Annotated in this window: 17 protein-coding genes and 1 pseudogene; 11 read left to right on the top strand and 7 right to left on the bottom strand. The window is 39.5% G+C overall.

Annotated elements, in window-relative coordinates; all coding sequences use genetic code 11:
* The first annotated feature begins 2 nt into the window (after positions 1-2).
* The 6 genes and pseudogenes from ptsP (at position 3) to AC3CHU_RS13520 (ending at position 6785) form a co-directional block, all read left to right on the top strand.
* Positions 3-2252 carry a phosphoenolpyruvate--protein phosphotransferase gene (gene ptsP, locus AC3CHU_RS13545; protein WP_004735019.1) on the top strand — a complete coding sequence of 750 codons (2250 nt, stop codon included), beginning with the start codon at positions 3-5 and terminating at the stop codon, positions 2250-2252.
* 8 nt (positions 2253-2260) lie between these two features.
* On the top strand, positions 2261-3052 hold the full coding sequence (locus AC3CHU_RS13540; protein ID WP_054548383.1) for a sulfite exporter TauE/SafE family protein: 792 nt from the start codon (positions 2261-2263) through the stop codon (positions 3050-3052).
* A gap of 58 nt (positions 3053-3110) precedes the next feature.
* A complete protein-coding gene (lgt, locus tag AC3CHU_RS13535; RefSeq protein ID WP_054548382.1) occupies positions 3111-3932 on the top strand; it encodes a prolipoprotein diacylglyceryl transferase in 822 nt (273 codons plus the stop codon).
* 9 nt (positions 3933-3941) lie between these two features.
* A pseudogene (locus AC3CHU_RS13530) lies at positions 3942-4382 on the top strand (thymidylate synthase); the annotation flags it as partial.
* A 134-nt stretch (positions 4383-4516) separates the two neighbouring features.
* The gene (locus AC3CHU_RS13525; RefSeq protein WP_479258103.1) at positions 4517-5341 is read left to right on the top strand and encodes a thymidylate synthase; all 825 of its coding nucleotides are present in this window, start codon (positions 4517-4519) and stop codon (positions 5339-5341) included.
* Between the two features lie 220 nt (positions 5342-5561).
* A complete protein-coding gene (locus AC3CHU_RS13520; protein WP_488524735.1) occupies positions 5562-6785 on the top strand; it encodes a hypothetical protein in 1224 nt (407 codons plus the stop codon).
* A 272-nt stretch (positions 6786-7057) separates the two neighbouring features.
* On the opposite strand, the gene AC3CHU_RS13515 is transcribed toward AC3CHU_RS13520, so the two are convergent.
* The 5 genes from AC3CHU_RS13515 to AC3CHU_RS13495 all read right to left on the bottom strand — a co-directional run bounded on the left by AC3CHU_RS13515 (position 7058) and on the right by AC3CHU_RS13495 (position 13655).
* A complete protein-coding gene (locus AC3CHU_RS13515) occupies positions 7058-7822 on the bottom strand; it encodes a TatD family hydrolase (protein WP_488524734.1) in 765 nt (254 codons plus the stop codon).
* Between the two features lie 16 nt (positions 7823-7838).
* Complete coding sequence (qatC, locus tag AC3CHU_RS13510; RefSeq protein WP_479258106.1) at positions 7839-9257, bottom strand: Qat anti-phage system QueC-like protein QatC; 1419 nt, start codon at positions 9255-9257, stop codon at positions 7839-7841.
* Complete coding sequence (gene qatB, locus AC3CHU_RS13505; RefSeq protein WP_488524733.1) at positions 9257-10117, bottom strand: Qat anti-phage system associated protein QatB; 861 nt, start codon at positions 10115-10117, stop codon at positions 9257-9259. The genes qatC and qatB overlap by 1 nt, the downstream gene beginning before the upstream one ends.
* Entirely contained in the window at positions 10117-12015 is a 1899-nt protein-coding gene (gene qatA / locus AC3CHU_RS13500) for a Qat anti-phage system ATPase QatA (protein WP_479258108.1), read from the bottom strand. The genes qatB and qatA overlap by 1 nt, the downstream gene beginning before the upstream one ends.
* Positions 12016-12500: 485 nt before the next feature.
* Positions 12501-13655: a hypothetical protein gene (locus tag AC3CHU_RS13495; RefSeq protein ID WP_488524732.1), complete on the bottom strand. Its 1155-nt coding sequence runs from the start codon at positions 13653-13655 to the stop codon at positions 12501-12503.
* Between the two features lie 118 nt (positions 13656-13773).
* Here AC3CHU_RS13495 and AC3CHU_RS13490 point away from each other — a divergent pair, with 118 nt between their 5' ends.
* The 5 genes from AC3CHU_RS13490 (at position 13774) to AC3CHU_RS13470 (ending at position 19261) form a co-directional block, all read left to right on the top strand.
* Positions 13774-15018: a ParB N-terminal domain-containing protein gene (locus tag AC3CHU_RS13490; RefSeq protein WP_479258110.1), complete on the top strand. Its 1245-nt coding sequence runs from the start codon at positions 13774-13776 to the stop codon at positions 15016-15018.
* Positions 15019-15122: 104 nt separating this feature from the next.
* On the top strand, positions 15123-15314 hold the full coding sequence (locus AC3CHU_RS13485; RefSeq protein ID WP_479258111.1) for an antitoxin Xre/MbcA/ParS toxin-binding domain-containing protein: 192 nt from the start codon (positions 15123-15125) through the stop codon (positions 15312-15314).
* 145 nt (positions 15315-15459) lie between these two features.
* Positions 15460-16701, top strand: coding sequence for an SIR2 family anti-phage-associated protein (locus AC3CHU_RS13480; protein ID WP_479258112.1), 1242 nt, complete (start codon positions 15460-15462; stop codon positions 16699-16701).
* Between the two features lie 126 nt (positions 16702-16827).
* Positions 16828-18534 carry an ATP-binding protein gene (locus AC3CHU_RS13475; RefSeq protein ID WP_488524731.1) on the top strand — a complete coding sequence of 569 codons (1707 nt, stop codon included), beginning with the start codon at positions 16828-16830 and terminating at the stop codon, positions 18532-18534.
* 145 nt (positions 18535-18679) lie between these two features.
* On the top strand, positions 18680-19261 hold the full coding sequence (locus AC3CHU_RS13470; protein WP_488524730.1) for a hypothetical protein: 582 nt from the start codon (positions 18680-18682) through the stop codon (positions 19259-19261).
* Positions 19262-19353: 92 nt separating this feature from the next.
* On the opposite strand, the gene AC3CHU_RS13465 is transcribed toward AC3CHU_RS13470, so the two are convergent.
* Entirely contained in the window at positions 19354-20046 is a 693-nt protein-coding gene (locus AC3CHU_RS13465) for a hypothetical protein (RefSeq protein WP_488524729.1), read from the bottom strand.
* The gene (locus AC3CHU_RS13460) at positions 20043-23453 is read right to left on the bottom strand and encodes a VPA1269 family protein (protein WP_488524728.1); all 3411 of its coding nucleotides are present in this window, start codon (positions 23451-23453) and stop codon (positions 20043-20045) included. Before AC3CHU_RS13460 ends, AC3CHU_RS13465 begins: the two co-directional genes overlap by 4 nt.

Genomic DNA, 23453 nt, shown 5'->3' with positions numbered 1-23453 from the left:
GCATGCTCAGTCAACTAAGGGAAATAGTTGAACACGTATCAAGAGTTGAAGATGTGTCGACGGCTCTTGATATTTTGGTTAAAGAGACATGCAGTGCGATGCAGACGGAATGTTGCACCGTGTATTTGGCAAATAATGATATGCAGCGTCTTGAGTTGATGGCAACTCAAGGCCTGATCTTCAAAGGCAATAGCATTCACATTGGTTTTGACGAAGGTCTGGTTGGCCTTGTCAAAAGAAGTGCTGAACCTATCAACCTTGCACAAGCATCTGCTCACCCTGCTTATAAGTTTTTTCCAGAGCTTGGAGAAAAGGTTTATCACTCTTTTCTCGGCACTCCGATTATCCATCGCAAGCAAGTGCTTGGCGTATTGGTCATTCAACAGAAGTCTCCTCGTTTATTCAGTGAGATGGAAGAATCCTTCCTTGTCACACTCTCAGCACAACTTGCGGTTATTGTGGCGCACGCTCAAACTCAAGGCCATTGGCTTTTAGAGCAACAGAAGCTACCTAAGATTAAAGGTATTGCAGCTTCATCGGGCGTTGCGATTGGTGATTTATGGTGGGATAACACTCAGCCTGAACTCACCGATGTTTATCCAGCATCGACGCTTAATGTTGAAAGAGAGCATGAAATGCTGGCAGTCGCCGTCGAAAATGCTCTCAATGACTTTAAGCGAATGCGAAAGCGCCTAGACAGTGAAATAAATAAAGACGCGTTGGCGATCTTTGACCTGTTTACTCACTTACTCAACGATCCCATGTTGCGTAAGGATCTTAAGAGCCAAATCCAGAAAGGCGATAAGGCCGATTGGGCATTAAGGCAGGTTGTTGAGAGCTACTCGAATCGCTTTGCTCGTATGTCAGACGTGTACCTTCGTGAGAGGGCACAAGACATCCGAGAGCTTGGTCAAAGATTACTCTATTTCCTTCACAATTCTGAACATGAACTTCGCACGCTAGATAAGCCAATTATTTTGGTGGTTCGAGAGTTAACGGCTTCGGTATTGGCCTCTATTCCCAAAGAAAAACTTTTAGCTGTTATTTCTTTGGAAGGGGCGGCGAACTCACATGCCGCGATTTTATCTCGAGCTTTGGGTATTCCTTCTGTTATGGGGGTTAACCTAAATCTTGCTCAAGCTAATGGTAAGCAAGCGATTGTCGACGGGTATAGTGGCGAGATCTTTATTGAGCCGACTCAAAACCTGCTCAAAGAATATCAAGGGCTGATTTTAGAAGAGAGTGAGCTCTCTTCTATGGTCAATCGAGAACTATACTTACCGGCAAAAACGCAAGACAACCAGCAAGTCGAGATCCTGCTTAATGCGGGCTTGAGTGCCGACACCAATATCGCTATCAACCAAGGCGTTGATGGGGTGGGGCTGTATCGAACCGAAATTTCTTTCTTGTTGCAGCAGAGGTTTCCGTCAGAGGACGAACAGTTCAAGCAATACCGTTCTGTACTCGCGAGCTACCCTGAGAAGCAAGTGGTGATGCGTACACTCGATATCGGTGGCGATAAGGCCTTACCTTATTTTCCAATCGAAGAGGACAACCCATTCCTTGGCTGGCGTGGTATTCGTTTTACGCTCGATCATCCTGACATCTTTATTATTCAGTTACGTGCCATGCTACGTGCGAGCTGTGAAAGCCATAACTTGAGTATTTTGCTGCCGATGATCTCTGGTGCTCAGGAACTGGATGACGCGCTACAACTTATTGAACAAGCGTATGACGAAGTGCATGAGCTTGATAACCGAGTGCGTATGCCTCGCGTTGGTATCATGATTGAAGTACCATCAATGCTTTACATACTGCCGCTGATTGCTGATAAGGTCGACTTTGTTTCAGTCGGTACCAACGACTTAACTCAATATTTATTAGCGGTTGATCGGAACAATTCACGAGTATCTGATGTCTATGAATCAATGCACCCAGCGGTGATCATGGCATTAAAACAAATTCATGATACTTGTAAGCAACATCAATTACCTGTGTGTATTTGTGGCGAGCTAGCCGGTGATCCTATGGGCGCGTTGTTACTGATTGGGTTGGGGTATGAGACGTTAAGTATGAATACCTCAAATGTCGCGAGGACTAAATATTTGATTCGCCAATCTAACTTGAGTGAATTACAGGATTTGGCAAATAGAGCGCTTTCAAAACCATATGGTAGTGACATATATAGTATGATGCTGAACTATTTCGAAGAGCGTGAATTTACAGGCTTCATTCGAGCAGGTAAAAAATAGGATTTAACGTGTCATATGAACTGATAGGCTTGTTAGCGGGCCTTGGTGCTATTGTTGGTGTTTTAGCGGGCTTGCTAGGCATTGGCGGTGGTTTGCTGGTAGTTCCTGCCTTGCTATTTTTGCTTCCTAAAGCGGGTATTCCTCAAGAGTTTGCGATGCAAATGGCATTGGCTACCTCGTTATCAACCATTATTGTCACCTCGGGATCGTCTGCAATTAACCATTTAAAATTGGGTAATGTGGAACTTTTTGTCGTTAAGTGGTTGATGCCTGGCGTGGTGATTGGTGGTTTCCTAGGTTCTTTTGTCGCCGACGTTATTCCTGCTCAATATCTGCCAAAAGTCTTTGGTGTGATTGTCTTGGTATTGGCGTTGCAGATGTTGTTGTCGATCCGCTCTAAGAGTCAAAAGCTGATGCCGGGTTCAGCTAAGACCATGTTATGTGGTGGCGGTATTGGTTTGGTTTCAAGCTTGGCTGGTATTGGTGGTGGTTCTTTATCGGTACCCTTCCTTAATCATCACGGTGTGGAAATGCGCAAAGCGGTTGGCTCATCCTCTGTATGTGGTTGTGTTATCGCGATTTCGGGAATGTTAGGCTTTATTTGGCATGGCTCTTCTGTCGATGATCTTCCGGCGTATAGCTTGGGTTATGTTTATCTACCGGCTTTGATCGCGATATCTTGTACCTCAGTTCTGACCACACGAGTTGGCGCTAAACTGGCCACTCAATTACCAACCCCCGTACTGAAGAAATTCTTTGCGGTATTTTTAATGTTTATAGCAGCCACTATGCTGCTGTAGTGTCTTTTCTGTTAGCTGTTGAGTTAACCGTTATTCAATTTTAGATAGAGAGCCAAGTATGTCTCAGGGTTTTATCGAATTCCCAAATATCGATCCTGTTCTTATTGAACTAGGACCAATCTCAGTTCGTTGGTACGGCCTAATGTACCTTGTCGGTTTTATGTTTGCTCTTTGGTTAGCAAATCGCCGAGCTGATCAACCCGGTAGTGGTTGGACTCGAGAGCAAGTATCAGACTTACTGTTTGCCGGCTTTCTAGGTGTGGTATTGGGTGGTCGTATTGGCTACGTACTTTTCTACAATTTTGGCCTTTTCATTGAAGATCCACTCTACCTATTTAAGGTATGGACTGGCGGTATGTCTTTCCACGGTGGTTTGATTGGTGTGATCACCGCGATGTTTTGGTATGCCAAAAAGAACGGTCGAACCTTCTTTGGTGTCGCTGACATGATTGCACCATTAGTGCCATTTGGTTTAGGTATGGGGCGTATGGGCAACTTCATGAACAGTGAGCTATGGGGTCGTGTTACTGATGTGCCATGGGCGATTGTATTCCCTAACGGTGGTCCACTTCCTCGTCACCCATCTCAGCTTTATGAAATGGCGCTTGAAGGTATTGTACTGTTCTTCATCTTGAATTGGTTCATCAAAAAGCCGCGCCCTCTTGGTTCTGTATCAGGATTATTCCTAGCAGGATATGGTACATTCCGCTTCCTAGTTGAATACGTACGTGAACCTGATGCTCAGCTAGGTTTGTTCGGTGGATTTATCTCTATGGGACAAATTTTGTCACTGCCAATGGTTATCATCGGTGTGCTGATGATGGTTTGGGCATACAAGCGTGGTCACTACAAAGATGAATTACCACAACAAACGAAGTAAGGAATTGGTGTGAAACAGTATTTAGATCTCTGTCAGCGTATCGTTAATGACGGTACTTGGATTGAAAATGAACGCACAGGCAAGCGCTGCCTAACCGTAATCAATGCTGACCTTGAATATGATGTTGGTAATAACCAATTCCCACTGGTAACAACACGTAAAAGTTTCTGGAAAGCCGCAGTTGCTGAGCTGCTTGGCTATATCCGCGGTTACGACAATGCTGAAGATTTTCGCAAACTAGGGACTAAAACTTGGGATGCGAATTCTAACCTGAATGAAGCATGGCTGAATAACCCTTACCGCAAGGGTGAAGACGACATGGGCCGTGTTTATGGCGTTCAAGGACGTGCATGGGCAAAACCTGACGGCGGTCATATCGACCAACTGAAGAAGATTGTTGATGATCTAACAAACGGCATTGATGACCGCGGCGAGATCTTAAACTTCTGGCAAAAAATACCCCCGAAAAAACTACTAGTAAGTAATCGCTTGAGTAAAAAACCTTTTATATCAATACATTCTGCCTGGTTTAAATATGGTAGTAACTACCAGTACACACTACCAGTTGGCCAAGGAGTTTAATCATGAAACAGTATTTAGAATTATTGGAAGACGTATATAAAAATGGAGCACAGAAAGGTGATAGAACAGGAACAGGAACTTGTTCAGTGTTTGGTCGCATGTACCGTGTTGATTTATCAAAAGGTTTTCCGCTTTTAACTACTAAGAAAGTATTTTTCAAAGGTGTGATCAATGAGTTGCTATGGTTTATATCAGGTAGTACTAATGTAAATGATCTAGATGCAAAAATTTGGGATGAGTGGGCATTAGAAGATGGCTCTTTAGGCCCTGTATATGGTAAGCAGTGGACAGCATGGGAATGTAAAGATGGATCGATTATCAATCAAATTGATTATGTAGTGGATTTGTTGAAGAATAACGCTACATCACGTCGTATTCTATTCCATGGTTGGAATGTTGAATATCTACCCGATGAAAAACTTAGCCCTCAAGAAAATGCTAGTTTAGGAAAAATGGCTCTTCCTCCTTGTCATTTGCTATATCAATTTCAAGTGATTGATAATAAGTTAAATTTAATGTGCACGATACGTTCTAATGATCTTTTCTTAGGCCATCCATTCAACACGGCTCAAGCTGCTTTGTGGGTTCATATGTTGGCTCAACAGTGTGATTTAGAAGTTGGCGAGTTGATTATGTCAATTGGAGATGCACACATTTACAATAATCATATAGAACAAGTTGAAGAGCAGTTATCCCGTACTCCTAGCAAACTTCCTACTCTTAAGTTAAAACGTAAACCAGATTCAATCTATGATTACAAGTTAGAAGATTTTGAATTGGTTGGATATGATCCTCAACCCGCTATTAAAGCTCCAGTTGCAGTTTAAACCAGTAGAAATAATTCATCCGCTTTTAGCGGGTGAATATATAATATCGAATTTTTGTGGGATGATTTTAAAGCTTCTTTCAAAAGTAAATTCGCTAAATAGTTTTTTCCGTCAAGAGCGAAATGATTAATACTAAGTGATAAGATTGCACTGAATGTATTTCATGGAGGTTATTTTGTACATAGAGTATATATATACTGTCAAATCAAACGAGTCACTTTTGAGTAATGAAAGTAGTTTTTATCATTTACTTCAAGCGTATGATGAAATAAAGATAGAGAATGGCTGTGTTTTATTTTCAGAGTGTGAATTTAAGATTGAAATTGATATTTTCGATCCTGTTTCCACAAGTAAAAGATGTATCGCTATAAAGCTATCACTACTTAATGAAGGTGACGAGGGGAAATTTAAGAGTCTACTTAAATTAATTAAAGAGATCATGTATAAAGTTACTGAATCCTCCCCTGAAGTTGTCTGGGATGATCTAGCTAGTAACCTTTGTGAAAAGGCCTACCCAAAAATACATTATTCGGAGAATCTACTAAGAAGGTTAATTACAACATTTATGGTTGTTAATGTTGGGTTTGGCTGGCACAAAAAGTCGGTGCCTGATGAAGTAAACAACACTATAAAGAGTAATAATAAGAAGGTAAGTGAGAATTATTTATACCAACTGGATTTTATACAGCTTTCTAATTTACTATTTAACAAATATACAAAAGTTAATGTTGAAAAACGGATTTCAGAAATAACTAAATCTTTAGAGAATAAAAGTGAAATAACTTCTGATGACATAAAAAAAATCAAAGATGTATTACCAGAATCGAATTGGCAACGATATTTTAAACCTCTAATTAATTGTGATGATAGTTACTTGATTAAAAAGTGGGAGGATTTATATCAACTTCGATGTAAAGTTGCACATAATAGATTTTTATCAGAATGTGAGTTTGATAATATTGAAACTCTTACAAAAGAACTAAATGAAAAGTTCGAAGAAGCACTAAGTAATATTAGGAATGTTATTGTTAGTGAAGATGATAGAGATAGGGTGGCTGAAAATATAATATCAAACTCTAGCCCTACATTAGACGTTTTTTTAGAATCTTGTAAATCATTAGATAAATCATTAAGTGATCTTAAAAACCTCAGTGGTTTTAATAAAGATGCTACTTTTAGTGATAACTTGACTGAGATTATTGACTTTTTCAAACAAAAATCATGTCTAAATGACTTAGAGATATCAAAGGTAGTTAATATATTTAACCTTAGGGGTGACATTTTAAGTAATATTGATTTTTCTTCTGAGAGCCAAGATCTTACCGCGGATATATCGATTGTTCAGGATCTAATAGAAACAATTGAAGAGTATAATGAAGGGTTGCGTATTGGTAACTCTCGAATGCAAGGATATTTGTGGGAAGCATCTCTGCAAGCAAAGTAACTAACTGATAAATTTTTAACGCAAGTCAACAGCATTTAGAATTTGAGTATCATGCTAAGTTACGCTGACTCACACAACATTTATTAGTTGGATGATACCCAGATCATACTACATCGTAATCTAATTGGTGTCATAGGCTAGCCTTATAGAAATAGCTGCCAATCATAACATAAAGAGGTTGGCAGCATACTCGTTTATGATTCAAATTTTTCATCGTTGAATGGTAGTATTAATTGTTAGCTAAAACTTCGGCTCTAATGTCGGGTGTTGTCCTATGGATATGTAGCTAACAGCTTTTTTGAGTTTTGTAGAAGACGATCTGTAAATTCTTCGTTAGGTATATTCAATAACATTGCTAGCTTTACAGTTGTTTCTTCTAATAGTGCTTTATGAAAATCAGAGTTATAGGTCTTACCAGTAAAAGGTAAATCGGTTTCTATTAGCACAGATTCTCTAGGAATATGAGCCAGTAAATTTTGACCTTTTTTGGTTTTGACCATTTTATGATTGAAAGAGAATTTGGCACCAAGATCCAGTAGCTTACTAGCTTGCGGAAGTGAACCTGTAAACCAATGCATTATTGGTGTTAGTGAACTAGTGTTCATTTTCATTTGCAGGATGTTTATAAGCTTAGCTTCTGCCTTCAGGCTATGAATTGAAAGTATTTTCGTCGCTTTGCTGGCGGAGCTTGCTTCTAAAATTTTAGATAGTACCGCTTCTTGTACGCTCAAGCTTTCTTTGAATGTTGTTGAACCATCCAAACCTATCTCACCGACAATAAAGGCATCGTTTACATATTTAGTAAATGAATAATGATCATCGTAGCGGGAGTTTATAAGCTGAGGATGCATGCCTAGTGCAGGAATCATACCCGATATACGTCTAGATTCTTCCATATTCTTAGGCCATGCTAAAGGTGTAGTTGTGACGGCTATTGTTGCTACTTCTGGATCTAGTTTAAATAAGCCACTTTCAAAGCCAGGGAGTAGATCACAGTGACAATGAAAGTCAATATACTTAATGTCGTTACTAATCATGTAAATTAGTCCCTATCTAGTATGACTTAGTTACAGTCACATCTTTGACTATGCTATATACTTCGTTTAATCCACGTTCGTACATACAAGCTATATCATTCCATTCATTATATACACCAGTTAGTGTGCCAGATTTATGGATCTCGCTGCTAGGCTTGATTAGTCCATTTTCTAATCGGTATCCTGCAAACTGTACTGATAAAATGTCTTTCGATTCTGCATACACGCTACCATTTTTACCTGCTTTGATCTTTACTGCTTTGAAGTCTGGAATTGCGACATATTTAGACTTATCTGATATAGATGCTTTTTGGAAAGATGCTTTACGGATAAGGCAGGGATAGCAATAACCGCAATTACCAACCCCACCCGTACCACCTAATCTTTTGGATTTTAAGCCATGTTTATCCCAACGCATTTTTGTCGGTGAAGCACATGATAAGGTCTCGTGCGCATGTTTGGTTAACAACTGCTTGTTTTTACAGTTGCTCATCATTTCACCTTTGGTCATATGTCGATATGGATTTTCTAACTGAATATCTAAACCTAACCCAAGGAATATTTCTTTCATTTTGCACATGAAGTTGGGATGTACTGTTTTTGTGCTATTAGCTCCTAACCTAAGGGGGTCTAGGGGCACATTTAAAGCGATGAAGCCATTTTCAGGAACAATAAGCTTACACGGTTCACCCATGCCTGAAGCTAAGTAAGCAGCCATCGATACGAACATAAAAGAGCGTGATCTTTGACTGTTCTCCGAACCGATGTGTGTATTACTGTTTCTGAATACATTTTTGTCAAAAGTTAAGCAGCCTTTTACGTAGCCTTTGAAGTGGTTGGGATAGTGTTTTTTTAATGCATCCTCAACAGAGTTTTGATAGTTTTGCGTACCATCGGCTGTATAGTGTCCAACAAACAGAGAGTCTGTTTTTTCACTCAAAAGGTCAATTGCACCGATGAAGCTATCTAACCCTCCAGATAGCAGCGAGACGGCTTTTACTGACATCGGCGGCTCCGTACTTTTAACGCACTCCAAAAGATTATCTTTATCGCGCTCTCTAAATTGTATGTTCCAGAAATCACCAGTAATGAATGACAGAACTTCTTCTATTTTTCCTTTAAGTGGTAGCCATAAATTAATGTTGTTTACTGGGAAGTAAATATCAAATTCACGAGTCCACCCATCTTGAGAATACTCTTTTCGGCTAACTCTTGTATCGGCAGCATAGACTAGGGTTGATAGGTTTAGTAGTTCAGATGCATGTGCGTTTGGTTCTACTAGGTGCTTCTTTGCTCTTTTAACAAATGCACCTACACCGTATTTTGTCTTTGAATGAGCCTTCGGTAAATCTACGGAAACTACTAAACTGTTATTATCTCTCAGGGAAACATTATCACTTGAGTTTATTAAACCAATTACAGAACATCTTTTCATTATTCGTCACCAACCGACTCTAAGATCTCAAATACATTTGTATATATTTCATCTATTTTTCCAACCAACTCTGTATCCATGATATCTAATCCGTCCGAAATTAGATTTGAGATTGCATCGCTAGCACAACCTTCAATGTACCCCCCAAGCTCAAGGAGAGTTTTTTGTAATTGCTCAGGGTTTGCTTTTTCTGCCACAACATTGTTACCGATATCATTAATGATTCTCTCAGTGACGCTTTTACCAATAAAGCAGCTAAGACTGGCATTGATCTGCTCTGGAGTTATGCTACTTAAGTCAGTTATTCCCATTGTCGTTGTCATCTCAATGACTGTCTCGATATATGCACTTCGAGCAACAGCATCAGGAATGTTGCTAGTGGTAACATCACAGATTTGATCAGACACACGAAGTAATAATTCATCTGCGGTTTCGTTTGGCTTTAACGTTAAATTAAAGCTTTTGGCTACAGCATCAGTGCCACGTTGCGCTACATCAGTTAAGAATGAAAGTAAGTTGCTCGCAGCTTTTGTTGAACTCCCCATCCTTTTTACAGCGGAATTTTTTCCTCCCGTATTTTTAACGTAACGACTTATCCCACGCTTCATTGAGCCAGTGTCACCAGTTCGGAAGTAGCGATTCATATCGGTTCTAGGAGCTTTGAATCGTTGTCCACTTTCTGGTTTTATTTGCGGTTTTTGGGGTGTAGTCTGTTGCTGTTGCTGTTGCTGTTGCTGTTGCTGTTGCTGTTGCTGTTGCTGTTGCTGTTGCTGTTGAGACTCTCCGCTTCCACCCTCAAGCCAAGTAGGAACTAGGGGGTTATTGCTGTTGGGGCCTTTATTTGGTGTAGATGTACCCATTATTTACTCTTCTTTAGTTGCAGCTTAGCCGTTGCGGCAAGAGTTGTATTGTCAGCTTCCGCCCAGTCTTTGAGTAGTTCTTTAAGTTCGTTTCGAGCATCATCAGTTAACTCTGCTCGCTCCCAACCAGAAACTGCCCAAGTTCCAATTTTACGTTCAGGAATGTCGGTAATGCCTCGCAGGAGTTTTAATTGAAGCTCTTTAAAGCACTTACATAAAAGAATGGCCCCAAAGTAGTACTCTGGAGCTTTCTGTGTGCTGGATGTACTGTGAATTTTCGTAATCAAGACATCCATCAATTTATCGGCATCATCAGCGGATAATTGCTCTACAGTGCTTTGTGCTCCTGCAACCACGAAAGAATCTCCTGCGAGTAGTTTTAGTGATCGTTCAATTAACTCATTACTCTGGGTTAATCCAATGAATCTTACTTTTTCTCGCGTTAGGAAGAAATATGGAGCAAGGTTCAGTTCGGATAACTGCGGTTCAATTCTTATCCAGTTGGCTAACCAAGTATCTTTTTCTATATCGAATAAAGGCTTTTGTGCTGGTAGAGGCCCGTCAGTTTCTTCATCCAGATTCTCATTGAATGTAGATAGCTCTTGTACTTTTAGTGAGTGAGAAAAACCTTCGGAGGTACTTAGGCTATCTAATCTAAGCAACTCATACGCGTTGGGGTTAAATCTTTCTAAAAGCATGAGCTTAATCAGTACATTTTCTTTAATGGCTTCCTTGTAACCTGCACTTTCAGCAACTAATAGCCTAGTCATAAATGCATTTAAAAATCGCTTTATTTGACGTGGATTGCCTTTTGTACCCAGGTTTAAAGCAGGAGCAATTTGAGAGGTCATGAAGAATAAATCTTTGTCTTCTTTAGATAAGTTTTTCCCCGTCCATTTCTCAAATTGTTCAATGGAAATACTTCCTTTTGCCCAAGGCTCTTTTAGAATTGTGCGAGCATGTTCAAGAACAGTATTAAATTCATCGCTACCTTGTTTACATACATTTTCTGCTATGAGTAAGGTGAGATAAATCGACGTTTCATTTTCATTAAGAGCTGGAATCCTGAATGGGATCTGTATCAGTTTTTCAAGGTAGTTTCGCGTATACGCCATACCGCCAACTTCTTCTGATAGATTAGGGAAGTGACGACGAACTGAATACTCGATCATTGTTTCATCTGCAGCGACAATGAAAGCTGTATTTGGCATAAATAAAAACAGCTTCATTGCTTCCATCGTTGCAATTGCTGTATCTGGTAGGCAACGGTCAAGATCGTCAACCAAAATTACCAATCTGTCTATGTCAGCTGCTTTGAGTAGCTCTTTATACTCTTGTCTGAATTCTGTTATCTCAGTTACAACACGCTTGCTTTCTGTTTTTCCAATGCACTCCTTGAGCTCGGCCAACCCCTTCGACATATCTTCTTGTCCTAGATTTCCAGCGCTATTGGTTAAACTCTCAATTATCTTGGATAAACCTTGTATTGTTGCTGGAGTGGGCACTCCTGTTAAGGCTGTAACTCCCCAGTTCGTTACTGTTTTTGCTGTTTTAAACCAGTCAATTCGTTTTAGAAATGAGTCGGCTGATTCTTTAAACCCTTCTATTGATGATCTGCTTTTTATCAAATCATTAGTAATTTGCTGCATCAGTGCAGTCTGAGCGTCTTCAAGTCCCTGATATAGCCACGAATTAAATCTAACACATACTGTCTTTTCATCGCTTTCGTAAGACTGTTCAATCATCGATAAAACTGAAGATTTTCCCGCCCCCCAGTCACCATGAATACCTATAGAAACTGGCAACCTTTGTTGGTCGTCAAGTAATGTTATGATTGCTTTACTTATGGATTGATAGTTTAGTAGGTCTACATTTGATTCGTTGTCTGGCCAAAGCACTTTATTGTCCTTACCTAATTTGACTTAGGGTTTAGTCGATTTGGTCAGTGATTGCAGGGGGGAGTGCCACTAAAGTAGCCTTTTGAAAGCTGACCTGAACATTATTCATATGAGTGATATGCTACTGAGTTGTAAGTTATCATTCAACGAGTTAGTCAAGTTTTTGTGGGCAATGACTACAACTAAAATTTGGAGGGAAATATATTGTTGCGAATGGTTATTCTTACTTTGATCTAAAGCCTTTTATAAATGCTACCTGTGAAACACTGATGATGAAAACTGCACGTAAATTCTGGATATCTCGTCCCGTTAATAGTGAACGGAGCCACCCAGTATAGCTATTGTCTGTCAGTACGTCTGCATCGGTAAACTAAAGCCATTTTGCGGAACTATCTTTTCGAAGAGCATGAGAAAGATCCTTTGAACTACAACTTTCTACTGTCAAGTTATAGTCAGGCCATTAGCTGAAATGTTGGGAATACCACTCACAAAAGACTTATTAAGTACGCTGCAACTTTATCTCTGAAAGTGCGTCCACCTCCAGTTGCGTTTATCCAGAAACTTCCACTCGCATCTTTTTTAAATGCTGCACACTTACCCCAATGGGAAGCACTCTTATCGTAGTTCAATCGACCTAAAATCTGACCAGTAGAAAATAGCTCATCCTCGCTAAGATTATTATTGTGTGTTAAGTGATATGCGACGATGCCTAACGCTTGCCAGGTTTGCATAGAACGATGAAATCCGTTGCTATCTTGCTTAAACTTGGTTTCTAAGCACGAAATCCAACCTTTCATGAGTGGTATCACCGTTTTAAGAGCATCATTGATAACTTGCTCGGTGATTAGAGTTTTGTCTGGTAAGTGGGTAGGTAGCTGTTTTTCGATTCTAGCGCCTTTACCTCCCAAACTAGCAAGTAAAATTAACATGAGAGTACTTTTAGTTGTAACGTAACTATCTGATTTTGTTATTTTATTAAGTTCAGATACCCCACCAAATGCATTCAGGTTAAGAGCTAGTGCAATTTTTTCCGCACCAAGATTAAGTGGAGATTCTTGAACGTGTGTAGCGATATATTGTGAATAGACTCTGGTATCTATTGCATTGATATCAAAGAATAACTTCGATAGTACTTCTTCATTTACCGTTTCATTTTGTCGATAGTAAATACTAAGCTGTACATCGACAGAAGCGAGAGCTTGTTTTTGTTTCGTAGTTAGACCACTTTTGTCTGCTTTTTTGCCTGTAAATGGATCAACTCGATTTAGAAGGTTACTGAGTGCGCTTATAGCTAGAAAGCCATCCACAATCGCTGAGTCATTTTTATCGAATTGTAGACTTGCTAGTCTATTGTGCTGCATTTCGTCACGCACTTTTCTATATGCAACCAAGGAAATTTTAGGGATATCGATAGGAGTGTTATTTATAACACTCTTTAGGTAGTAATTTTCTAGTTTGCTGAGTCTCTCTTTGTTCACAGACCGTTCGTAGCTTGCGGAAAACTTTTCCTGAAACAGGTGTTCTTTAGGAAGGGAAGCCAGTAACTCCTCAATACTTATATAGCTTTGAAGTAACGATAAGCCGCCAAGCATGTTGGTACTTTGAATTCCACTTATGATCAGTTCGTCTGCGTTTCTCATTTGTTTTTTTTAACACATTGATTTATTTAAATGATAAAGAAAAAAAGAAAAAAACTCTTGATCGGGGCGTCGCCCCGATCAATGATGCGCCCATGAAATATTTAATGAGACATTTTTGATGAACAAACCTATTAATGAAAAGCGACGATTTGGGGCGACCACAAAGAAAGTGTTTGGTTGTGTAACACACACTCCGTTCAACGGTGTTTATACAATGTCCACTGTCATGTCTGTGGCAGATCTTTTACGATCTTGTTCATTTGATTTAATTCCTGCGCATCTAAAAGTTCTCTATAAAGAGATTCAGCGAGTTGCTAGTCCAAGCAGAAGGCAAGGCTTTGAGGATTATTGCTATAAGCATTTAACCGCCTCTACTGAGATTAGTGGGGTTATTCCGCCTGTTCTAATCGGTTGTATGTCAGAAGTTGATATCGAGTTCAGTGAAGAGCCACGATTGAATGACATGTTGATGATGCAACCAGATGAAAATTTCGTGGTTGATGGTGTAAACAGGCTCTCAACAGTTGCGACGATCTTAGGAGGATATGACCAGTCTCTTCTTAAAAACATTAAAGAGTCTGATGCTCGACTGAAACGTAGGGTTGAACTCTCAGGTCTGCTTCAAGAATTAAGTGTTCAAGTCTTGTTTATTTTCCGAAAAGACAAAGCTCTTTCTGAGGCTGACTTTTCTCAAATCTTCGCAGATGTGAATGGGCAAGCTACCCCTATGAGTACTAATAAGCTTATGAAATTAGCTAGAACAGATGATGTGGTCATGTTTGCTCGTGAGATTAGTGCATTACCTATTATTACGTCACATGGTGGCATGAGTTTTGATGCAAATACGGTCACGGTGAAAAGTGAATTTGTTCTTACTTTAAATACAGTTACCCGTTTTATTCTTGGTGCTTTAGGTGGTGAGCGCATGCAGGGGAAAGTGCGTGGTGTTCGAGAAATGCATGATGGAGCGATTCTTTCCAAAAAGCACTTAGACCCAATTAGAAGTGATTTAATACTGTTTTTTGAGACATGGATTGATTGTCAAGGCGATGCTTATTCACAGGATAGAACTGGTTTTCAGTTAGTTGCAACGCTCATTCAAGGTCTAGGATTAGTATTTAATAATCTTTGGGTGATATATGAAAGCATTGCTCCTGCAGAACGCACCAATCATATTTATCAAGCAGCAAAAAAGCTTGGGAACCTTGACTATTCACGTATGGCTACCCACTGGTCTGATTGTAGTTGTGTGAGTTTAAATGAAAATGGGATGTATATTGTGAATACTGGAGGCTCTAGTAGCAGAAAAGGTTTTGCAAAGCACTTATCAATTAGGTTAGGTGTTCAATATCGATCTAGGTAGTTCCAATCAACACAGAACTGAGCAATTTTTGAAGTGATCTTTACGCTTGCGTTAGCTCTTTTAGGGTTACAGGTTGGCTGTTACTTAGTAGGTAAGGATAGTAGATGGATAACGATTATGATGTAAGAAAAGAGCTTTTAGAGTTATTTGAGGAAGAAAAATTAGTGGATGAGTGGCTGAATAATCCTAAATGGTTTTTTGATGGTTTGACACCGTTAGAAATACTACTAGAGCCAGATGGGAAAGAAATGATTCTAACTATTCTGAATAAAATCCGTTACGGTAACCTCTCATAAGTGGCATTAAAGGACACTTTCGTATTTATATGGGTCTATGAATTACAACAGCCTTCAATAAAGGTAATTATGCACATTAGCTCAAGTTTGTAGTCATAGTACATATGATACAATACACATTGAATTGATGAGTGGATGCATGTATATGACAGAGTTGTTTATTCAAGGTGGTAGTGAAATTGATCGTACAGATTTAGAAAGTCACTTGTCCTCTTTATGTCAGCTAGAAAATGTAGGGATACTGCTAGGTGCAGGTGCTTCCAAAAGCGCTGGCGGTATGGTTATGAAAGATATTTGGTTAGACTTTATGTCTCGCAATGAGCTGAAGATACCGATACTTAGAGATAAATATAGGCTGATAAACCAAGAAGAGATTGAAGCTGACTCTGTTAATATTGAACTCTTGATCGATGAAGTGCTTAAAAACAAAAGTGTAGTAGATACTTGGCAGCAAGACTCATCTGAACTTCAAGATATTTTGGTTGAGTTATACCGTTCAGTTACAAAAGCTGCTTTGTTAGTTGACTCAGAATTCCCTGAACTTCATGTTGGACAGCATGAAAAGTTCGATAAACACAGAAATTTGTTAGAAAAGCTGCTATCTAATCGACAGCCAGGTCAAGCCGCTCCATCCATTTTTACTACAAATTATGATCTAGCCGTTGAGTGGTCAGCGGAAGAATCAGGGATCAACCTTGTCAACGGCTTTTCAGGCATTCACTCAAGAACCTTTCAACCTCATTCCTTTGATCTAGGGTTTCGAAATGTAAACGCAGTGGGTGAAGCACGTTTCGGGCATTACAATATGTACTTATATAAACTCCACGGCTCATTAACTTGGTATCAAGATGAAAGTGGGGATGTTATAGAGTGCACTAGTGCGAAAGCTTATCAGGATTTTATCAAACCACTGGTGACAACTAGTAATTTTATTGGGAACCAGCGTCTCATTTATCCTGGAGCAAATAAATACCACCATACAATAGGTTTTGTCTATGGTGAGATGTTTCGTCGATTCAGTGAGTTTTTGACTAAGCCACAGACTACCTTATTTATTAATGGCTATGGTTTCGGTGATTACCATATCAATAGAATCATTCTCGGTGCTCTACTTAACCCATCTCTTCATATTGTTATCTGCTATCCAGAATTGGCAGAACTTAGTGCAAACAGTCAACTTCAAAATGGATTGAGTCAAGCGCAAAGATGCATTGATAAAATTAGAAAGATGAAACTAAATCAAGTGACAATCATTGGTGGTACTGATGCTTACTTTGATAACTTCGTTGATTTGATTCCCAAACCAGTATTATTCCCTAAAAACAATGCGGCTAAGGTGATAGTTGAAGCTCTTCAAAACCTTGGTTTAAGTAGCAGAGGGGAATAAGTGATGAGCTATTACGAGATGTCCCAAATAGGATATGTGGTCTCACTCGAAGGTACTAGAGTTCGAGTTAACCTGCTGGATAGTCACAAGGGGCAACTAGCCTCGCATAGGGGCGGAGTAAACTCGGTGTCTCAGCCAGGAGACTTAATTGGTTTTGAGGCTGGTAGACATTTAGTAATAGCTCGTGTAGCTGATATGTCCTTTGTTGAACCAGAAAAAGCACATGCGACTAAGTTTGGTACGATGAATGTATCAGATATCCCATTGAGGCAGTTAGTTTGTCATGCGATTGGGCACATCAAGTCTACCGAAGACAGACTATGTTTTATTTCTGAAAACTGGATGCTGCCTCCTTTAGGAGCTAAAGCGGTTCCACTAGATAAAGAGCTTTTAAATGTTGTGTTCGGCATACCAGAAGAAGAACATAAGTTTTCTTTAAGGCTTGGCAGCGATGCCAGAACCCGTACTGTAGAAATTCGAGCTGGTGTAAATAAGTTGCTAAGTAGGCATTTAGCTGTGTTGGGTAGCACTGGCTATGGTAAATCTAATTTCAATGCTTTGATAACGAGACAGATAACAGAGCTTTTCCCGAGCGCTAGAATAGTAATTTTTGATATTAATGGGGAATATGCTCAAGCATTTGAAGGTTTGAAAAATGTTCGGCAAACTGTATTAGGCGTAGGTACAAATACAGAATCTAGTGACGTATTTGCAAAAGAGCATGTTAACTACCATCGAATACCTTACCAGTCATTAGGTTGGTCTGGGTTAATAAAGCTACTTAGGCCTAGTGATAAGACTCAGTTACCAGCGCTACGAAATTCGTTGCGTTCTTTAACTTTTGTAAAGGTGAATCCTGCAAATCCAAATGAAATGTTGATAGAGCAAGGAAGTACAATCTCTGGTAATGCAGCTAGTTTTCCTCTAGTAGATGATTGTAGTCAAGATAACCAAGCTCATTTAGGAGCATGGCTTAAAGCTTTACAGCAACAGAATGTGAATAGGCAACTTCAATGGCCCCCGTTTAAAGGGTTAGCCAACCTGGTTGCGGAGTTTGGTTGTGTAGCTGCGAGTAGAAATGCAGGTTCAAGTGAAAGGAATGCTTTCAACTATGGAAATGTTCTCCCTCTAATCAAGGTTATTCAACAACTATCTGAAGATTCTCGTTTTACTGAAGTGTTGGATACATCTGGTGGGCAAGCAATAAATACGTCGAATGCTTGGGATACCCCTTTACAGGATGAAGTTAATTATATCTTTGGTAATCCCAAAGGTGAGTCCCAGGATTGGAATGTACACATAATCAATCTAAAAGGCCTGGCAGATGACTTATCTCCATTAGTCCTAGGTGCTCTATTAGAAATGTATGCAGAAGTACTCTTTAAGCGAGGGCAAAATAACAGCCACCCAACGTTGCTTTTGCTAGAAGAAGCTCATCAATACCTCAGAGACCCATACGCTGAAGATGCACATCAATTAAAAGCCTATGAACGACTTGCTAAAGAAGGTCGAAAATTTGGTTGTTCATTATTAGTCAGCACACAGAGGCCATCGGAACTATCTTCTACGGTTTTAGCCATGTGTTCCAACTGGTTGTCATTAAGATTGACTAACGAGAGGGATCTTAATGCGTTACGACATGCAATGGAAAATGGGAATGAAAATGTTTTAAGCGAAATTTCTGGTTTACCTAGAGGTGATGCTGTGGGGTTTGGTTCTGCGTTTAATATTCCAGTAAGAATGACCATTGATGAGGCGAAACCTGGGCCAGCTTCCACAGATGCTAATTTTGCTGATATTTGGAGTACTCCAGTTTCTCCTATAACGTTGTGACGTTAAGTTAGATGACAAATTCGATAGAGTTATAGATACAATTTAAAAATCATAATTGTATCTGTTTGGTAACTAGCTCTCGTCACCATAAAGCAAATGTAATAAAAGTTGATGGGTGTTCTTGTTTTGTATTTAGGAGGTAAATGTGGGCAGGGTCGGAACTAAGCTAAAGATGAAGCGTATTAGGCCGTATTTATCAACTAAACTCCCCGAGTTTCAGCAAAATGAATCATTTGAAAAATATAAAGCTAGGTTGCCTTATCGACTCAGGCACATACCTGATGATGTATTAGAACAATGGCCGTTTGACGTTGATTTTGTTACAAAAGCACTTAATCAGGTGAAAAGTTTAGCGTGCTGGAAGTACCAACTAGTTGAGCTAACAAACAGTGAGATTTTAGCCATACGTCATTATCCATATGATGAAAGTAAGTTATTCCCTAAAGCGCATGAATGGTTAAAGCCACAAGGTCTTCCATTGCGGCCTGTATGGTTTGATTCAATGTTAGTACAAGGTACTTTCATTAGGCCGATCATCGTAGCTCACAATGCTAGCACTCAAGTCCATCCTATTTTATCTTTGGAGCACGCTAATTTAGAACCGATGTTCGCTCCATATCACCTTCTAGAAGGTAACAGGCGCTTATCATTACTTCGTGCCATGATTGAAGTAAAGATGGAAGTAGTAAAAAATAGGCACTTTGTGTGGCTCGTTAATATGAGTTGAAATCAAAAAGGGGGGCTTGAGCTTTACATGTGCACCTGTTAGCCCGAAACTGGCTGATTAGTCTGAACAATCCAGTAGCACTTGGAGTAATATTATTTTTTATTACAATATGTGGCGTGAAATTCAGATTCACTAATATCAAGCACGTCTTTCAAAGCATCTAGTTCAGCGGTAGTTAGCACGGTTTTCTTGTTTATCCCAAAACGGCCTCGATATATATCGTACCCTCTGTCTGATAAGTGTTTGAGTAGTGATGTGATAGCACCTTTTAGGTGCGATGTATACTTAGGCGAAGGTAACTGTTTATTATTGCTATTGTGCGTTTTTTGTTCGCTTAGTAGGATTGTACTGATATTATTATCAATATCAGTGTTGAGTTTCTTAAACGCGACTCTTAATGCGTTGTTTTCATTTCTCAATCCCTTGATCGTCTCTTCAAGTATTTTTACTTCTTGTGCAAGTACGGGATCTTGTACTTTCGCAGAGACTCCTGTTCTTTGAATGATGCTTCCTTTATCAATGTTTTGCTCTTGTTTTCGCAAGCGAACATACTCACCTAACTTCGAACCAGTGTTTGTTACTGTTGACACTGCTGGACTACCAAAAGAGTCAAGGCATCTTTTGGCAACACCGCTCAAGGAGATCTCGACTCCATCTGCTTTCATGTGATCGCAGGTGGTCTTTATATTCTGTGCGTTTTCTCTTCTTTTGCTATTAGCGGATTTACATAATTCATCGTATAAAATAGCTGACGGTGACGGTGACGGAGATACTGCGGTATTCATTTTGAGTTACTCCCAATCGATTCAAAAGTATTTGCGTCGAGTCTAAAAAGCTTCTCTTCGCTTTTACTCACTAATTCACTTATTTTATGGCTTAATGCAGGTAATTCTGATAATGCAACATCGCCATTAAGAAGGTTTTCAGCACTCTCTGCCCCGACATTGCTTATAAGCACATCTGTCATCAAGTTGGTAGCTTGTAGCCGCTGTTCGTTACTCAATTTAAACATAATGTCACCTAGATTATTCATAGCCATAAACTTAGCAATAGCCTGCTCTAAATCAGGAACAGAAGTGTCATCAGAGTCCATGAACTCAGGAAGAAACTCTGAAACTGTTGAGAGAAAATGAGTCAGTTCCAAGTTGCTTGATTCGCCAAAACTATACCGAATCTCTTCTTCTGTGGACTTGGTAAACATGGATACTGGCAGGTTAGAATTAGCCTCATTATTTTTGTCTTTATACGCCATCCACGCATCAAGTTTGGTTACTGAAGCCTCGTAAAATTTCATGCGCTCAGACCATTCAGTTAACATGTTAGAAAGGATTCGCAGTTCACGATCCTCACGACCCGATAACTTGTTGTATAACTGGGTATTACAATCGTCCTCAGCATCAATTATGGACTCTCTGATCTTGTCAATTGCAGCTACTTTTTTCTTGATCTTCCTTATTAACTGATTTCCTTCTACAACCTGACCTAAAAGAAACATCGGCCCAGTTATCCAAAATCGACATTGAGGGCAGGATGGCCCTCTATCTCCGACTGGGACAGGTGCACCATGTTTTCTGTAAGGATCAAGACCTCCTTCTTCACAACTTGCACCAGGGCAAATACCTGAAAGCTTTATAGATACGATTCCAGCGTTCTTTTTCAATGCATCAAAAGCTGTGTATCCATTGTTAGCATAGGTTTGGTTAGTAACAAAATGTTCACTAACTTGGTCAATTTCTGATTCAATAAATTCAAAATCAGACACATTGCTATCCTTATTACGTGCAGCCTCCAAATACTCCCTTACTTTCGCATGAGAAGGATTATCGTAATGAAGTGTCATAACATAAGTTTTATGTCCAGCAACAAACTGCTGAACAATTCCTAGAGGAACTCCTTTATCGAGCAAATCTGTAATTCCACTCACTCGCAATGTGTGGATATCGTAACGAGATTCGTTAGGTGCTCCCTCTTTAGTCAAAGATATTTTTCTGTGCGTGTCAGGAAGTTTTTCGTTTATTCGTTTCTCTGCTTCGCTACAGAGTAATCCCCACGCTTTTTTTATAATGTGGGTTGCAACTGGTTTTGATTGGTCGTCAGATCTCTGTTGTGATGGATCACGGAACAAGCAATAGAAAGTTTTGTCTGTTGCTATGCTTTCTTCGGTCAGAAGTTTTCCAAGAGAATCTTTTCCTCTTCGCTCTGGGTAGGGTGAGTATTTACGGAGCCATTGGTACTGGTTTTTCAATGATGCAAGTAGTTCATCACAAACCCAAGGGATATCGTAACCATCATCTGAAGTCTTATTGGTTGTAATGTGCAAGCCGAGTACGTCAGTAATTCCGAGAACACCTGATGGAAGTGTTTGCAATAAACCTTCTTGTCTTTTTTCGTTGCCGATCTTATTTTTGTTCTTAACTAGCTGCTTTTCCTCAAAGTCATAGATAAAGTCATCCCCTTCTCCTGAGTCAAGAAGTTGAGCTTGAATCTTTCGCGTTGGAATCCAGAGCATAAAGTAGAGAAGATTAGCAACGGATGGGCAGAATACGTTGTGTTCATATTCTCCAGTTTCATGATTTGTTAAATGCACATAAGCAAACGAGAATTCTTTTTTGGGGAAAGCGTAATCATTTTCAATGATTAAATTTCGAATTTCATTCATTATCCTTGATTCAATCGGTGTTCGCTTGGTTCCTGAACTGGAAGCCTCTGCAAATCTATCCCATTTAGTATCAACAGGATTAACAAATGTACTTAGCGTTTTACGATTGTCAGGCTTCTTGTAAAGAGTGTCATGGCAGTAATCAAAGAACTGCCTATACATTGTCAAGTGTCTGTTACAGGCTATAAGAGAGTAACTGTTCTTAAGGTGATTCCGCAGTGTTTGTCCTTCAGCGTAATCATTTATATGTACCGCTCTGACAATATCAAGTGGGGATTGCGGGATATGATTAAGTTCGGAAAGCCAATCAAGGAAGTATCTTGAAGAAGCCGTGCGTGATTGAACCTGAGTGTCATTTATAGATAAGCAAAAGCCAGAAAGAAGCTCAGTCCACAGCTTAAGTTCAGGCAGTTTGTCTGAGTACAAACTAAAGTCAACAAGGTCATAGATCGTCTTTTTAGTTCTCCTCATGTACTTTCTGTGCTTTAACTTTAGGTCGGGGTTATCATGTTTTGAGTTGAAAAGATCCCTACACATATTTGTGTAAGCATTAAACGTTGAGCCATTCTTTCTAGTTTGTGCTTCTGGTGATGATGTGGTTTGGTAATTCTTTTCATACAGAGCAACTTGCCTATCCAGAAATTCATCACTGACCTGTTCAATTCTGGTGAAAGTAGATGACCTCACCATAGTTTTAGCGTTACTACCAAGCTTCTTGTTTGCTCTAGTTGCTTCAGAAGCTTCATGTATACGACCAACAAAATCATATGTATCGGAGTTTACAAATTCAGGGTATTCACAGTGCTTTACATTGTTTTTATGAAGCATCCAGTATTCAAAAGGATTACTAGAGAGTTTTCTTACATACGGGAAAAGCACATACCCCTTGGTATGTAGAAAGCTTAGTAATTCAAGAGTGTTTCTTGGAGTTTTATTGGAATGTTGCCTCTTGAGTCTTTGTGATTTGATACCGCTATCTGCAACGACTTCATTTAAAAGCGAGGCCATCGCGTTTACAGCTTTAGCGAAACTATCCTGAGGTTTTATTATCTCATCTATGAATCTAGTACCGAGAGCGTCGTTGTAATGAAATGCCCCTTCTTTAAACAGGCTTTTTGCTTCCTCAAGGTTGGCTGGCTTGATTGTCTTTGCAAGTTTTCTTTGCTCTTCAAGGCTGAAGCTTTCTACCTTCAAATGGCACTTATAAGAAGTTTCTTCGCCTATAGCTTTCGTGTAACTGTCGGCAAAAATGTATGTCGGCATGTATTTTTTGTCATTACTTGAAGACTTAGTGGCAGCAAATAGCCTAATTCTATCACCATTAATTTTGCTAATACTTTTGTTGAGTGGCTCTAATAACTCTTTCCAAGTAAGTTGAATTTTTGCGCTCACATATTCTTTTAAGAGTTCGTCAAACTCCTCTTTTGACGGGGTTTTGAGTATACAAAATAAGTTACTAGATGGATTAAACTTAACTACCTCACTTGTTAATGGAGATGTATATTCTTCAAATTCATTCGTTACATAATCCAT

The organism is Vibrio sp. QJM3NY_39 (assembly GCF_057785895.1).
This window is presented reverse-complemented; position numbering and strand designations above follow the sequence as displayed.

Bases quoted from the DNA above. Each gene is read 5' to 3' on its own strand.
- qatB (WP_488524733.1), bottom strand. From the start codon at position 10,117: ATGGGTACATCTACACCAAATAAAGGCCCCAACAGCAATAACCCCCTA.
- lgt (WP_054548382.1), top strand. From the start codon at position 3,111: ATGTCTCAGGGTTTTATCGAATTCCCAAATATCGATCCTGTTCTTATT.
- AC3CHU_RS13495 (WP_488524732.1), bottom strand. From the start codon at position 13,655: ATGAGAAACGCAGACGAACTGATCATAAGTGGAATTCAAAGTACCAAC.
- AC3CHU_RS13465 (WP_488524729.1), bottom strand. From the start codon at position 20,046: ATGAATACCGCAGTATCTCCGTCACCGTCACCGTCAGCTATTTTATAC.
- ptsP (WP_004735019.1), top strand. From the start codon at position 3: ATGCTCAGTCAACTAAGGGAAATAGTTGAACACGTATCAAGAGTTGAA.
- AC3CHU_RS13460 (WP_488524728.1), bottom strand. From the start codon at position 23,453: ATGGATTATGTAACGAATGAATTTGAAGAATATACATCTCCATTAACA.
- AC3CHU_RS13490 (WP_479258110.1), top strand. From the start codon at position 13,774: ATGAACAAACCTATTAATGAAAAGCGACGATTTGGGGCGACCACAAAG.
- AC3CHU_RS13485 (WP_479258111.1), top strand. From the start codon at position 15,123: ATGGATAACGATTATGATGTAAGAAAAGAGCTTTTAGAGTTATTTGAG.
- AC3CHU_RS13480 (WP_479258112.1), top strand. From the start codon at position 15,460: ATGACAGAGTTGTTTATTCAAGGTGGTAGTGAAATTGATCGTACAGAT.
- AC3CHU_RS13515 (WP_488524734.1), bottom strand. From the start codon at position 7,822: ATGATTAGTAACGACATTAAGTATATTGACTTTCATTGTCACTGTGAT.
- AC3CHU_RS13525 (WP_479258103.1), top strand. From the start codon at position 4,517: ATGAAACAGTATTTAGAATTATTGGAAGACGTATATAAAAATGGAGCA.
- qatC (WP_479258106.1), bottom strand. From the start codon at position 9,257: ATGAAAAGATGTTCTGTAATTGGTTTAATAAACTCAAGTGATAATGTT.